Genomic DNA, 13,266 nt, shown 5'->3' with positions numbered 1-13,266 from the left:
GTCGAGGGTGGTGGCGGCGTCGGCGACGGTGGGGGAGACGGTGATGTCGGGGGCGATGGTCACGCGTCACTCTTTCGGGTGGTTGGTGTGGTCACCCCTCCAACGGGGCCGGACGGGTGAGGGTTACGGGCGGCCGGTCAGATCGCGAGGGCGGCGTGGTGGTGCCAGCCGGCGGCGGCTTCCTCGCCGACCGGGCCGTGGCCGGGGAGCTCGGCCCAGGCGTGGTAGACGGTCGGCGGTGGGGCGAACTGCGCGCCCACGCACCAGGTGAGGTGGCGTCCGATGAGGGCGGCGGCGATCACGGAGCCGAGGCTGGTCTCCAGGCAGGCGATGCGCACTGGCCAGTGCCGGCCTGCGTGGCGAACGGCCTGGACCATGTCTTCGGCTCGGCCGCGGGTGGTGGGGCGGCGGCCGACTCGGCGGGCAGCCCGCGCGATGCGGGTGACGTGGCGGAACGGCAGCACCCTGAGGGCGAGCACGGCGAGCAGGAGGCCGGCCCAGGCGGCGCACCGCTCGGTTCGGGTGCCGGCACGGGTGGTGCGGTAGCCGCGGATCATCGTCATCGCCACCACCTCCACCGTCGGCGACCGCGTGCCGGTGCGGCCGGCTTGGTGTGGGCGAGGAGGCCGGCGTCGTCGAGGGCCCGGTGGACCTGGGCGATGTCGGCGGTGGCCTGTGCCGCGGGGATGCCGAAGTGGGAGGCGTAGTTGGCGGCGGCCTGCTCAGGCGTCGCGTTCCCGAGGAGGAGCAGCGCCACCGAGGCGGCAGGGGAGAGCTCATGCCACTGGCCGGTCCACTCGTCGAGGATGGCGCCACCGTCCAGGGTGAGCGCGGGGTGGGCGCGGTCAGCGAGTTCGCGCATGGGTGGGTGCCTCCTGCCACCAGGTGACGCGGTGGGCGTCGAGTTGCCGAAGCCACAGTTCGGTGGCGACGGCGGTGTGTAGAGCGCCCTTGGCCAGGCGGCGGCCGGCGCCGGCGCGGGCCAACTGCTCGCGCACGGCCTCGGTCGTGAGGAGTCCGAGCGCGGCGATCCGTCCGTCGGGGCCGAGGAGCAGGTCAGTGATGAGCGGCAGGTGTTCGGAAAGGCCGGCGGAGGAGACGCCGCTGAAGGCGCCCTTGGTGGTGCGGTCCAGCACGAAGCAGGGCACCGGGCCGTTGGGGAAGGCTGCGGCGAGCAGCGGCTTGAACCGGCCGGGGGAGCCCCGTTGTTCGGCCGGCACGGCCAGGCACGCCCGGATGACGGTGGAATCCAGGTACGGGGCGGCCAGCTCTGTGCCGTGGCCGGCCAAGGCCAGCGTGCGCCAGCCGGTGAGGTTCGCGCCCAGAGACAGGAGGTCTTGCCGGTCCTGCCAGGTCGCCAGCCGCGCCGGTCCGTCCAGGGCAGTGGCCATCTGCTGAAGGTGGTCGGCGAGGTGGGCGCGCACCGGCGGAGTGATCCAGTCCGCGGTGGCCAGCAGCGGCACCCATGCGGCCGGGTACTCGGCTTGCGGGCGCCATGGCCGGGGCGCTTCGCGAAGGGTGGCCGCGACCTGGGCGAGGTCCTGGTCCAGCGCCATGCGGGAGGCCGGCCGGATGTGGGCCCATACGCTGCGGGGCGAGCGCTGCCGCACTCGCGCCTGCCACATCAGGTGGACCGCGAGGGTCCTTAGCCGTCGCTCGCGCAGAAGGTCGGCCAGGTGATCGGGGTCGGCGGACAGCACGACGTCGCCGCCCACCCCGGTGAAGTGCGGCCCCGGCCCGGGCAGGTCCTCGCGAGCGGTCCTCAGGACGTGGTCCTTGATGGTGGCAGTCACCGTGTACGGGCTGGGGGCGTCGGTCACCGGCGAGCTGGGATCGGCCAGCGGCGCGTAGTAGACGGTGTGAGCCGTGCCGCGTGCCACGCGGTGGGTGATGTCCTCAATGCTCTCCGCCGTGCGCCGGGCGAAGGCGAGGTCGTCGTTGCGGAGCCGGCGGTCAGCCAAGGTCACCGCGGTCACTGGCCGTCGCTGGGCGATCAGACACGCGAGCGTCGTGGAGTCGAGGCCCGCCAGGTCGGTGCTCACCGGGCTGTCGCCGAGGCGGAAGGCGACGGCCATCTCCAGCACGGCCCGCACCGTGCCGGCCGCCTCCTCCATGTCCACCGGCGGGTACTCGACGGGCTCGACCGCCTCCGTGCTCACGTGCGCGCCGTGGAGCAGCAGCACGTGCCCGGACGGCACCCGGCGCACCTCGCGGAACAGGCTGGTGGTGCCAGCCACGTCCGGTTGGCCCACCGCCAGGTGCAGCCCCAGCCCGACCGGGTCGACCGGCGCGCCGTCCAGGGCGGCCAGCGGCACGGCCGCGGTGGACCACCACACCCCACCTGCGGCCCGGCGCCAATACACGGGGTACTGCCCGGCAAGGTCACCGAGCAGCGTGGTCACCTGCCCGTGGCCGGTGATCACCAGGTAGGCCCCGGGCCAGTCGGTCAGGTCCCGCCACCGCTGTGCCCGCACGGCCGGGAGCGCTCGTTCGAGAGCGTCGTCGTCTGCGCCGCACTCGCCGACCACGACCAGCGCGGTGTTCCCCGCCTGTGCCGTGCGCACGGCCGCCGCCGGCCAGCCGACCGTCCATGCCGCTCTCCAGCCGGGCATCGGCCGGCCGGCCGCAGGCCGCACGTCAGGCGGTCCCGTCCCGCTCCATCCCACACACCAACGCATATCCGTCTCCTCGCAAGATGGCCTGGGGGGTTGTGGACGCGGGGCCCGGCCGATCGGCCGGGCCCCGCCTTGGTGGGCCCCGTCTCAGCGAGCCACACCGGTGAGCCGAGGGTCAGTTCTTCTCGTACTCGGTGTCGTCGTCGGTGTCGAACGTCTTCTTCGACAGGGTCACGTCGGTGACCTTCCCGGCGACTGCGACGGACGGCGCCACGTAGCGCCGCACGGGGGCACCGCCCTCCAACACGTCGATGTCCAGCATTGAGCTACCTCCATCAGGTGGCGTTCTCCCGGGACGCTTGGCCCGGCACAACCAGACTCGCCGGCACGGCTTCTGGGGTCATTGCCGGAGGCGGCCGGGCACATTGCGGGCAACCGCAATGCCATCGCGAGCGCCCCCGAACACGCTCTCCCGCTCCGGCCCGCCAGGGGCTACGGTGAGCGCCCGAGCCGTCACACCCCCGGGGGGATGTCGTGGCTGTGATCACCCGAGCTCGGCGCGCCGCGATCGTTCGGCAGGCAGCACAGATCCGCCGAGACGGCCAGCGCCGGGGCCACCTGACGTCGCGGATCGCCGCCGCCATCCGCATCGCGTTACCCGAGGTATCCGCGCTGGAGGCATGGCGTCTGGCGCTCGGCTGGTCCCGCGCGGTCGCGATCGAGCAGATCGTCCAGTGCTACCGAGACGAGGATCTGCGTCCGCCGGGGCTGACCGAATCGATGCTCTGCCGCTGGGAACACGACCCGCGAGAGCGCCCCGGATTCGAGTACACCGGGGTCATCAGCCGTGCTTACGGCGCCTCCCTGGTGGACCTCGAACTAACACGCCATGCCGTCCCGTTCACCACGGCCAAGGACACCGCGATCCGATACGGTCGGCCCGACCCCGCCATGCCGCCGATGGGAGAGCTGATGACGACCGAAGCAGGGCTCCCCGCCGTGCGGGAATCCCTTCGCCTGGCGCTGCTCGTCGATCCGAGTGGGGGCCCGGCCGTGCTCGACGCCGCCGAGGCCGCCGTGGAGCACTACGCCCTGGGGTACTCGAAGCACCCACCGCACGTCCTGTTCTCGGAGGTGCGGGCCGCTCGCGAGTTCCTCACCGAGGCGCTCGCGGCCGGTACCCGAGACCGCACCGAGCTCCACCGCCTCCTCGGATGGCTCTCCGGCCTGCTGGGCAACCTTGCCCATCACCTCGATGACAACACCGGTGCCCGCGTCCACCTGACCGCGGCCGCGACCTTCGGGGGCCAGTCAGGAGACGCCAAGCTGACGGCCTGGGCATTCGGGGCCCGGAGCATGACCGCCCGCGCGCGCCACCGCCCGGACATGGCCGTCGAGTTCGCCGAGCGCGCGCTGGCCGCCACCTCGACACCGTTGGCCCGGGCGCAGATCCTGGGGTGGGCCCTGCTGCCCTCCCTCGCCGCACAGGGGCGCGCACCGGACGCGGAGGACGCCCGGCGGCGTGCCGACGAGGCCATGGAGGCCGCTGGCGGGGAGGAGCCGGGTCGCTTCGGGTTCGACGTCGCCGAGCTGCGGCTTCACGAGGCCGAGGCGTATCTGGCGCTCGGCCAGCCCGACGGCGCGCGGCCGTTGGCCGAGGCGTCCGCCGCCGGCTGCGTGCCGGGGACGCCCGGCTGGGCCGCGGCGACGCTCCTCCTTGCCCGAACGGAGGCGGCGGCCAGCCGACACTCGGACGCCGCCGCCCGCGCGCTCGACGTCTTGGACCAGGTCCCCACCAACCGCCTGCGAGCCACCACACGCGCGCGTCTCGCGACGCTCGACGAGGAGCTGGCCGGCGTCGCCACGAGCGCGGTCCGAGACCTCCACGAACGGCTCCGCGTTCTGCCGCCGCCGGTCGACCCCTTCGGGCGAGCCGCCCCACCAGATCAGACCTGACCGGCGTCGAAGCGGGTTGTCGCTGGCGACGCGAGACAGCACAACGGCCCCGCCGGGTGATGACGAGGCCGTTCGCCGTTCCCTGGCAATCACGCGGGGGTACCGTCCTAAGTGCCACCATAAAACTGGGAGTTCAGTATGCCCGAGCAGACTGACGGGCGCATCGGTGCCCGCCTGCGCGAGTTGCGGAAACGACGCGGCCTGACCCAGCGGGACTTGGCGGACCACTCCGGGGTGTCTCTCGCCACGATCCGGAACCTGGAGCAAGGTGTCCAGGAGGCCCTTCGGCTGGAGACCGCGCGGAAGCTGGCATCCGCCCTGCGTGCTCCGACCAGCAAGATCGTCAGGCGCGAGGAGGAACCGGTGCCGGAGATTACCCTGGCGGCCGACATGTGGCTCCCGGTAGAGCACGCTGTCCAACGGCCGCCGGGTGCCGACGACCTCCCCGAGCCCACGCTCGATGGAGTTGAGGAAGCCCTCCAGGCGGCGCGAGCCGTCTACTACGCGGACAACTACGCCGAGTTGGCCACCCTGCTGCCGCCCCTCGTTCGTGACGCTGACTCGCTCGGCAACACCTCCGAGGCCCGAGACGTCCGCGCGCGGCTGCTGCACTTCACCGGGGCCGCTCTGACGCAGGTCCGGCTCTGGGGCGCCGCCGACACCGCGCTGGAGCGCGCACTCGACGAGGCGCCCGACTCGGCCGTCGCGGCCGGCGTGGTCACGACGCGCTGCTGGCTGCTGATGCGCCAAGGGCAGTTGTCCGAGGCCCGTGAGCTGGCGACGAAGTGGGCCGACGACCTCGAACCGCGTCGCATCTCCCGGGCGACCCCGGACGATCTCGCGGCGTGGGGCTGGCTGCTGCTACACGCCGCAGCGGCCGCGGTCCGGGACAACCGGGAGGGCGAGGCTGCTGTCGCGATCCGGCTCGCGGAGGGCGCGGCGGTCATGACCGGCCGCGACCTGGGGTACGGCCGGCGGATGAACAGATGGGGGCCGACGGTTGTGGCGCACAAGGAGGTCGAGCACTACGTCATCACCGACCACCCGGACGAGGCTCTGAAGCTGGCGGGTAAGCAGGCGAGCAAAGCGGGGGCGCGGCGGCTCCCGAGTGACGGCAACGCGAACCGGCACCGGCTGGACGTGGCACACATCCACGCGCGGCTGAGGAACTTCGACAAGGCGATGGAGACCTTGTGGGGTGTGCACACGACGGCGCCGAGTTGGCTCTCGCGGCAGCAGTACGCGCGGGACATCCTGGGCGAGGTCGTCGAGAGGCGAAGGACGTTGACGCCGGAGATGCGCACGCTGGCCGACGCGATCAGGCTGCCGCTGTAGCTCACTAGTACTTCCCCATCACGGTCGGTGAAATTACCTATTGAGAGTAATCGCCGTCCTACATAGCGTCATGTGTCACAGCCTCCCCCTGGAGTCGGCCATGACGACGACGTCCCCTTCACTGCCTGACTGGATCCCGCCGTTGCGTTCCGGCGCCCGGACGTTACCGGCCGGCCGCTGGTGGGACGTGGTGCAGGTCCCGAGCTCGACCTCGGCCCACGTCCTTGGTCGGCTCGACGCGCGGTCCGGGCCGGTGATCGAGATCCAGGAACGCGCCGTGGTCCGCTGGTTGGTGGCGCCCCGGGCCACAGCCGGGTGGCAGCGGCTGCCCGGCGTGCGCGTCATCGGGCACGGCCACTACGTCGCGATCCCGCCGGCCGAGTGGCGCGCCTCGCGAGACGGCGCACCGCCCCTCCGCTGGCTGGTGCCACCGCGCGGCAGATGCCTGACGGAGGCGGAGGCGCTGCGCGAGGCGCTGGCGGCGACACTGCTCGCGCCGGCCGTGTGGGAGGCGCGCCATGCCTGAGCGGACCGTGGCCGCCTCGGACCCCGACGACGTCACCATCGTGACCGGACTGGAGCGGGCCGTCGACGTCGCGGAGCCGGTGACCTGCCGCTACTGCGGCAACGCCATCGTGGTGGACGACGACCACGCCACCCACTGCTGCTGGCGCCCCGGGAAGGCGACGGCCAGGTGAGCGCGCCGGCCGAGGCGACCGAGCCCACGATCACCCTTCCGGTGCCCGCGTTCGGCGAGATGAGCAGGTGGCAGCTGGCCGGATTCCTCTGCGCCTGGGGCGGCGAGCTGCTGTTCCCGGACCCGGGCTACCGACTCGCGACCGTCCACGACCCGCAGGGATACGGCCACGACCTGATGGTGTGCCAGCCATGCCTCCGCCGACGCGTCGACCAGGCGGTGGCCGATGCCGAGGCATAGCGCCCGCCGGGAAGTGCGCCCGCCGCGCGGCGGCCACGCCGTCGACGTGGCCCTGCTGCTGCTATACGGCTGGGTCGCCGGGTGGCTGTCGGGGCTGCTGGTTCAGGTGGTGCTGCGGTGACCGTGGTCTACGTCGTTGCGGTGCTGCCCGTCGCCTGGCTGCTGCTCGGCCTCGCCTTCGTGGTGACGGCGGCGCCTGTCTGGTCCCGCGCACTGCACGACGCGGAGCCGCCCTGACGCCCCCGGCAGGGATGGACGGCCCACCGAGCTCAGTCGTGGCCGGCCGCCCCGCACGAGGCGCGGATCACGAGACGTGGCTGCAGGGTGAGTTGGCGGACGGGGACGGAGCGCGGGTCGGTGGCCTCCAGACGTTCGAGCAGGAGCTGCGCCGCGAGTTCGCCGAGCTCCTGCTTGGGTGGGGCGACGGCCGTCAGCGGCACGTCGGCGAGGGCGGAGATCTCGTCGTCGTAGGCGATCAGCGCCAGGTCGTCCGGCGGACGCAGACCCTGGGTGCGCATGCGCTGCATCAGCTGGATGGCGTCGTGGTCGGAGTGGACGAGCGCGGCCAGCGTGCCGCTGACACGGCAGTCCGCGATGAACCGGTCGTAGAGACGCGTGGCGTCCGCCCTCGGATGGCCACTGTCGAGGACCGGGGCGGGGTCGAGGCCGAGATGCCGGACGGCGTCCGCGTATCCCTCGTGGACCAGGGGTGCGGTGGGGCTGCCGTTGGTGAACAGGCCCACCCTCCGGTGGCCGAGCTCGGCGAAGTGCCGGACGGCGGTGGACGCGCCCTGCTGATGGTGCGAGATGACGTACTCGCAGACGGCGAACACGTCCTTCGGCCTGCGTTCCACCAGGATGAAGGGGAGCCCGCCCGCCTGAAGCCGCTCCAGGGAGGCCGCCGGCAGGTGGACGGTCTCCGCGGTCACCACGAGCAGGCCCGTGGCCCCCGCCATGCCCAACTCCCGCACCTGTTCGAGGTCGCGGGGACGGGCGTAGTCGGTCAGCCCGATGACCAGCCGCACCCCACGCCGCTCGGCCACCGCCCGGACCCCGGCGACCACCCGGGGGTAGTAGTAGTCGGTGGCCGGCACGAGCAGCCCGAGGGTCTGCCCGGAGGGGACGGGCGAGTTCCCCGCCGGCGCGGACGCCGGCTCGGCGGCGGGTGCGGGTTCCTGGCCGGCCAGCAGGGCCCCGCCCCGGACCCGGGTCACCCGGCCGGCCGCCTGGAGATCCAGCAGATCCCGCCGGATGGTGTCACGTGAGACGCCGAGCCGGGTGGCCAGCTCGGTGACCCGCAGGACGCCGGCCGCCTCCAGCTCCCTGATCAGCAGCGCCTGCCGCTGCGCGACGAGCATGTCGGCCATGGCCCTTCCCGTGAACGTAGCCGGATCGGCTTGGTGCGAGGGCGTTCGACGACCGCAGGTTCAGCGTGTGCCGCCGGCTTGTTGGAGCTGTTCCTCGTATGCGGTGCGCATCTGGTCGCCGATGGCGGTGCGCCAGTCGTTGACGGCGCGGTCGAGGTCGGTGAGGGGTTTGCGGCCTTGGATGATGTCGTCGCGGGTGGCGAGGAGGTTGCGTTCGGCGGCTTCGGCTCTGGCGGTGGCGGATTCGACGTAGAGGCCGAGGGTGGGGTCGTCCTTGCGGTTGGCCAGGACGGTGGTCTGGTAGGCGTGTTGGTAGTCGACGTCGTCGGGTCGGCCGGGTTGGTAGAGGACGGCGGGGGCGTCGACGAGGTAGCGGGTGGGGACGGTGGTGTTGGTTTGGCCGTCGGTGGTGAAGATGGGGTCGCCGTCGCTGTTGCGTTCGTGGTCCACGCCCGCCTCGCCGTAGACGCGGTAGAGGTGTTCTTCGGTGCCGAAGGGTGCGGCGAGCCAGTCGAGGACGCGCAGGACGAGTCGGATGCGTTCGGGGTCGTCCTGTTTGCGCAGGCCGGCGGTGTTGAAGACGCCGTTGCCGGTGTGCCAGGGGGCGAGCTCGCTTCCCTCCCGGTTGTAGACGGGCATGAGGCCGAGTTCGAAGCCGTCGTTGTCGGTGTTGGCGAGGGTGGTGGTGGACCAGGAGCCGTAGCCGTCGGCGAGGGACAGCACGGTGGTGCCGGCGCCGAAGTACTGGGGGAAGGGGGTGCTGGGGTTGAAGGTGTCGGGGTGGATGACGCCGGCCTCCCACAGCGCGGCCATGTCCTGGACGGACTGCTGGTATTCCTCGGTCTCGTAGAAGTGGGTGAGGTTGCCGCCTTCTTCGCGCCAGATGTTGGGCTCGTCGTTCATGCGGGCCAGGAAGTACATGGCCTGGGTGACGCTGCCGATCGCCCACCGACGGCTCGACGGGTCGGTCAACTCCTGGCACAGGGCGAGGAACTCGTCCCAACCGCGGGGTTCGCCGTTGACGCCGAGGTCGTCGAGGATGTCCTTGCGGAACAGGTTGTAGTGCCGGACCCGGCCGCGGGGGACGGGGATGGCGTAGAGGGCGCCGTTGTAGACGCAGTTGCGCCAGTGGGCGGTGGGAATGTTCGCGAGGTTCGGGTAGTCGGCCGCGGCGTCGCCGCCAAGGAACTCGTCCAGCGGGGCGAAGGAGTTGTGGAGCATGTCGGCGAAGTTCGCCCCGGGCCACAGCTGCATCACATCGGGCAGATCACCACTGGCCATGGTGATGGAGAACGTCTGCTCGTAGTCGGCGTTGGGCACCATCTGCATTTCCAGATCGACGCCCAAACGCTCGTTCAGGCCCCGCCAGTACGAGTTGCGATCCACGCCAGGGGGCACCGCACTGTAGATGTTCGCCAACCCGGAAACCGACTCACCATTCCCCGGCCGCTCCGCCACACTGCGCGGCGTATCGACCGGATAGTGATGGAAGGCGGGCAGGACGCCGGTCGTCTCATCACCCGGCAGATCAGGCGTCACACCCTCAAAAGGAAGGTAACTCGGCAACTCGACAGCACTGTTCGCCTCAGCACTGTTACGAGTGGCACGCCCACCGGAGGAGCAGGCCGTCAGTGGGCCGAGACCCAGGGCGGCTGCGCCGAGTCCGAGGCCGGTGAGCAGGGTGCGGCGGGACAGGGGTCTGACAGACAACGAAATCACCTCTGTGGGATGTGCGGATGTGCGGAGGGGAGGGGGCTGCTCAGCCTTTGACGGCGCCGATGAGGACGCCTTTGGCGAAGTGGCGTTGGAGGAAGGGGTAGACGAGCAGGATGGGGACGATGGCGATGACGAGGATCGCCATCTGCATGGGGAGTTGTGGGGGCAGCGCTTCGCTGCCGCCGACCTGGTCGCCGCCGATGGCGCTCTGGTTGACGACGAAGGTGCGCAGCACCAGTGCCATGGGCCACTTGTCGGTGGTCTGGATGTAGAGGAGTGCGTTGAAGAAGGCGTTCCAGTAGCCGACGGCGTAGAAGAGGCCGACGACGGCGAGGACGGCCTTGGACAGGGGCAGGACGATGCGGGTGAGGACGGTGAAGGGGGTGGCGCCGTCGATGTGCGCGGACTCGAAGAGCTCCTGCGGGAGTTCCTGGAAGAAGGCGCGCATGACGATCACGTTGAAGGCGTTGATCATCACGGGCAGCACGAGCGAGGCGTAGCTGTCCAGCAGGCCGAACTCCCTGACCACCAGGTAGGTGGGGATGATGCCGGGGGAGAAGAGCACCGCGCCGAGCAGCAGCATCAGCACCGGCCGGCTGCCGACGGCGCCCGGCCTGGCGAGCCAGTAGGCCAGCCCGGCGGAGGCGGCCAGCGACAACAGGGTGCCGATGACGGTGATGGCGATGGAGATGAGTAGGGCGCGGGTGACGACGCCGCCGGACAGGACGGCCTGGTAGGCGTCGAGGCTGAGGCCGTCGGGCCACATCAGCATGCCGCCGCCGGCGTCGTTGATGGCCTGTTGGTCGGCGAGGGAGGTGATGATGATCGACCAGAACGGGACGATGACCAGCGCGACGGCGATCAGCAGGGTGACGAATTTGAGGGCTTGGGTGGCGGGGTGGGGTTTCTCCATCCAGATGGGCCGCTTACGGTCACGGCCACGGCCGGGTTCGCGGATGGTGTCGTCGCCGATGGTGGCTTGTTCGAGTGTGGTCATTTCTGGTAGACCCCGCGTTCGCCGAAGGCGTGGGCCAGTCGGTTGGCGCCGATGACCAGGAGCACGCCCACCAGCCCCTTGACCAGGCCCGCGGCTGCTGAGACGCCCCAACCGCCGCCGAGAATGCCGTAGTTGTACAGCCAGGTGTCCAGCACCTCACTGGCCTCAAGCCCCACCGGTCCTTGTTGCAGGATGATCTGCTCGAAGCCGACCGAGAGGCTGTTGCCGAGCCGCAGGATCAGCAGCAGGATGAACAGCCCGCGCAGCGAGGGCAGCGTGATGTGGATGAGGCGGTGCCAGCCGTTGGCCCCGTCGATGGCCGCCGCCTCGTACTGCTCCTCGTCGACGCGGGAGAGCGCGGCGAGGAAGATGATGGTGCCCCAGCCGGCGTCCTTCCAGATCGACTGGGCGGTGATCAACGTCATGAACAGTTCGGGTGTGCCGATGATCTCGACCGTCGGCAGATCGTTGCGCACCAGGAACGTGTTGAGCGTGCCGGCGTTGCCCAGCATCTGCTGGAAGATCGCGACCACGATCACCCACGACAGGAAGTGCGGCAGGTAGAGCACCGACTGCAACAGACGCTTCAGCCGTTCACCCGCCAGGCTGTTGAGCAGCAGCGCCAACGCCAACGGCACGGGGAAGACCAGGATCGTCTGGATAAGGGTCAGTTGCAGGGTGTTGACCATCGCGTTCCAGAACTCGGGGTTCCCGTCGGTCAGGAAGGAGAAGTTCTCCACACCCACCCACTGCGAGTCCCCGATGCCCAGGTAGGGCTGGTAGTCCTGGAAAGCGATGACACTGCCCAGCATCGGCAGGTAGTGGAAGCCGACCAACACCAACGCACCCGGCAGACCCAGCAGCAGCAACAACCGGTCCCGCGACAACCGCCGCACCACACCAGGCGCCCCACCAGCCGATGGCGCGGGTCGCCGTTCGCGACCGGCGTCGGGCGCGTTGGGAGAGCGCTGCCTTCGCCGTCGATGAATCGTTTCAAGGGCATTCATGGGGAGGGGATTCGTCCCTTCGACGGAGGAGTGGGTGCGGGGACGGCCGGCGGGTCCGGTTTCACGCCGCCGGCCGTCGTGGTCGGCCGTACCGAGGAGTGGCGGCGCGTCAGATGTGGTCGCCGACGAGGGCGAGGCACTGGATGACGGCCAGGCCGTACTGGGCACTCGCGTTGGTGCCGAGGCGCGCCTCGTCGACGGGGTTGAGCACGGCGGGCCCCTCGACGCGTTGCGAGGTGAAGTCGTGGTTCTCGGGGTAGCCGGCGTGGCCGGTGCGGAGTTCCTGCCAGGCGCGTTGGGCGAGGGTGTCGTCGTCCAGGCGGATGGCGGCGTAGGCGGTGGCGCGTGAGTAGGCCTGGCGGAGGTTGAGACTGCCCCAGGAGGCGCCGGTCTCCTCGCGTTGTTGGGCGGCGCTGGAGTTGTAGAGCCGGCAGAACTGCACCCACTTGGCGGAGACCTGCTCGTCGTCGACGAGTTGGAGGAGTTCCGTCATCAGTTCGATCAGGCCGAACACGGAGCTGAGGCTGCCGATGCTGATGCTGGGTTCGGATGGTCCGGTGAAGCGGCCGGTGGCGAGGTCGTAGGTGACGTCGCCACCCTGCGCCCAGCCGTTCGGGAGGGCGGCGATGGTGGTGGCGCCGTTGATGAGCTTGGTGCGGGCGATCTCGTCGCCGTTGCGTTCCCATTCGGTGAGCCAGGCCAGGGCCAGTGCCCCCCAGTCGGTGGACTTGCCGACGCCGAGGGCGGCGGGGTCGGGGTCGAAGGGTTCGTCGGTGAGCTTGCGTCCGGGGTTGAGGACGAGGAAGGTGCGGTCTGCGTCGACGAGTTCGTGCAGCACGTCGCCGACGCGTTCGTCGGCGGTGAGGAAGTAGAGGAAGCGTTTGTAGCCGGCGTTGCTGATGCGGACCTGTTTGGCGCTGTCGCCCCAGTGCTGGACGCCGTGCCGGGTGCCCAGGCCCTTCCATTCCCCGAGGTGGTACATGTCGACCTCGCCTGTGTGGCGGGTCATGGCCTCGGCCAGGCGGAACGCCTGCGCGTCGCCGGTGCGCAGGTAGTGGTACCACAGCCACAGGTCGGTGGAGAGTTCGGAGTTGTCCCAGGCGTAGCCGCCGATGTCGTAGCGCCAGGCGTGACGGTCCCGGTCGTAGTCGTGCATGACGTCGCCGTAGTCCCAGAAGCCGTACCAGTGGCGCTGGTCGACCGAGTCGACGTAGTAGCGGTGCATCAGGTCGAGGTTGTCCTCGACCTCCTCCCGCGCCGCGTTGGAACGGTCCACGGGTGCCCAGGCGCCGAAGACGCCGGCGGCGTGGTTGTGTTGGGGCGGGGCGATCAGCAG

At 70.7% G+C, this 13,266-nt stretch carries 15 protein-coding genes; 6 read left to right on the top strand and 9 right to left on the bottom strand.

Features of this window, described 5'->3' with window-relative positions:
• Positions 1 to 137: 137 nt before the first annotated feature.
• The 4 genes from E1283_RS19390 to E1283_RS37405 form a co-directional block, all read right to left on the bottom strand.
• Positions 138 to 563: a lasso peptide biosynthesis B2 protein gene (locus E1283_RS19390; protein WP_243744951.1), complete on the bottom strand. Its 426-nt coding sequence runs from the start codon at positions 561 to 563 to the stop codon at positions 138 to 140.
• Complete coding sequence (locus E1283_RS19385) at positions 560 to 862, bottom strand: PqqD family protein (protein ID WP_132819354.1); 303 nt, start codon at positions 860 to 862, stop codon at positions 560 to 562. The genes E1283_RS19390 and E1283_RS19385 overlap by 4 nt, the downstream gene beginning before the upstream one ends.
• A complete protein-coding gene (locus E1283_RS19380; protein WP_132819353.1) occupies positions 846 to 2,678 on the bottom strand; it encodes an albusnodin/ikarugamycin family macrolactam cyclase in 1,833 nt (610 codons plus the stop codon). The genes E1283_RS19385 and E1283_RS19380 overlap by 17 nt, the downstream gene beginning before the upstream one ends.
• Positions 2,679 to 2,790: 112 nt before the next feature.
• Positions 2,791 to 2,937, bottom strand: coding sequence for a hypothetical protein (locus E1283_RS37405; RefSeq protein WP_165956178.1), 147 nt, complete (start codon positions 2,935 to 2,937; stop codon positions 2,791 to 2,793).
• Between the two features lie 218 nt (positions 2,938 to 3,155).
• On the opposite strand from E1283_RS37405, the gene E1283_RS19375 reads away from it, so the two are divergent.
• The 6 genes from E1283_RS19375 (at position 3,156) to E1283_RS39480 (ending at position 6,964) form a co-directional block, all read left to right on the top strand.
• Complete coding sequence (locus tag E1283_RS19375) at positions 3,156 to 4,571, top strand: NsdA family TPR-like regulatory protein (RefSeq protein WP_243744949.1); 1,416 nt, start codon at positions 3,156 to 3,158, stop codon at positions 4,569 to 4,571.
• A 138-nt stretch (positions 4,572 to 4,709) separates the two neighbouring features.
• The gene (locus E1283_RS19370) at positions 4,710 to 5,906 is read left to right on the top strand and encodes a helix-turn-helix domain-containing protein (protein WP_132819352.1); all 1,197 of its coding nucleotides are present in this window, start codon (positions 4,710 to 4,712) and stop codon (positions 5,904 to 5,906) included.
• Between the two features lie 100 nt (positions 5,907 to 6,006).
• Positions 6,007 to 6,432 carry a hypothetical protein gene (locus E1283_RS37400; protein ID WP_165956177.1) on the top strand — a complete coding sequence of 142 codons (426 nt, stop codon included), beginning with the start codon at positions 6,007 to 6,009 and terminating at the stop codon, positions 6,430 to 6,432.
• Positions 6,425 to 6,604, top strand: a complete 180-nt coding sequence (locus E1283_RS19360) for a hypothetical protein (protein ID WP_132819350.1) — start codon at positions 6,425 to 6,427, stop codon at positions 6,602 to 6,604. The genes E1283_RS37400 and E1283_RS19360 overlap by 8 nt, the downstream gene beginning before the upstream one ends.
• Positions 6,601 to 6,843: a hypothetical protein gene (locus tag E1283_RS19355; RefSeq protein ID WP_132819349.1), complete on the top strand. Its 243-nt coding sequence runs from the start codon at positions 6,601 to 6,603 to the stop codon at positions 6,841 to 6,843. Before E1283_RS19360 ends, E1283_RS19355 begins: the two co-directional genes overlap by 4 nt.
• Positions 6,830 to 6,964 carry a hypothetical protein gene (locus E1283_RS39480; protein WP_279571276.1) on the top strand — a complete coding sequence of 45 codons (135 nt, stop codon included), beginning with the start codon at positions 6,830 to 6,832 and terminating at the stop codon, positions 6,962 to 6,964. The genes E1283_RS19355 and E1283_RS39480 overlap by 14 nt, the downstream gene beginning before the upstream one ends.
• A 148-nt stretch (positions 6,965 to 7,112) precedes the next feature.
• Here the strand turns inward: E1283_RS39480 and E1283_RS19350 are convergent, their stop codons facing one another.
• The 5 genes from E1283_RS19350 to E1283_RS19330 form a co-directional block, all read right to left on the bottom strand.
• On the bottom strand, positions 7,113 to 8,210 hold the full coding sequence (locus E1283_RS19350; protein ID WP_132819348.1) for a substrate-binding domain-containing protein: 1,098 nt from the start codon (positions 8,208 to 8,210) through the stop codon (positions 7,113 to 7,115).
• Positions 8,211 to 8,270: 60 nt separating this feature from the next.
• Positions 8,271 to 9,596 (bottom strand): extracellular solute-binding protein, encoded by a 1,326-nt coding sequence (locus tag E1283_RS19345; protein ID WP_132819347.1) that lies wholly within the window; start codon positions 9,594 to 9,596, stop codon positions 8,271 to 8,273.
• A gap of 373 nt (positions 9,597 to 9,969) precedes the next feature.
• A complete protein-coding gene (locus E1283_RS19340) occupies positions 9,970 to 10,923 on the bottom strand; it encodes a carbohydrate ABC transporter permease (RefSeq protein WP_132819346.1) in 954 nt (317 codons plus the stop codon).
• Positions 10,920 to 11,930 carry an ABC transporter permease subunit gene (locus tag E1283_RS19335; protein ID WP_132819345.1) on the bottom strand — a complete coding sequence of 337 codons (1,011 nt, stop codon included), beginning with the start codon at positions 11,928 to 11,930 and terminating at the stop codon, positions 10,920 to 10,922. Before E1283_RS19335 ends, E1283_RS19340 begins: the two co-directional genes overlap by 4 nt.
• Positions 11,931 to 12,039: 109 nt before the next feature.
• Positions 12,040 to 13,266, bottom strand: a 1,227-nt coding sequence (locus tag E1283_RS19330) for an exo-rhamnogalacturonan lyase family protein (RefSeq protein WP_481906698.1), incomplete at its 5' end; no start/stop codon positions are given.

The organism is Streptomyces hainanensis (genome assembly GCF_004348415.1).
Taxonomy (GTDB): domain Bacteria; phylum Actinomycetota; class Actinomycetes; order Streptomycetales; family Streptomycetaceae; genus Streptomyces; species Streptomyces hainanensis.
The sequence above is the reverse complement of the archived record's forward strand: the minus strand, read 5'-3'. Positions and strand labels throughout refer to the sequence as shown.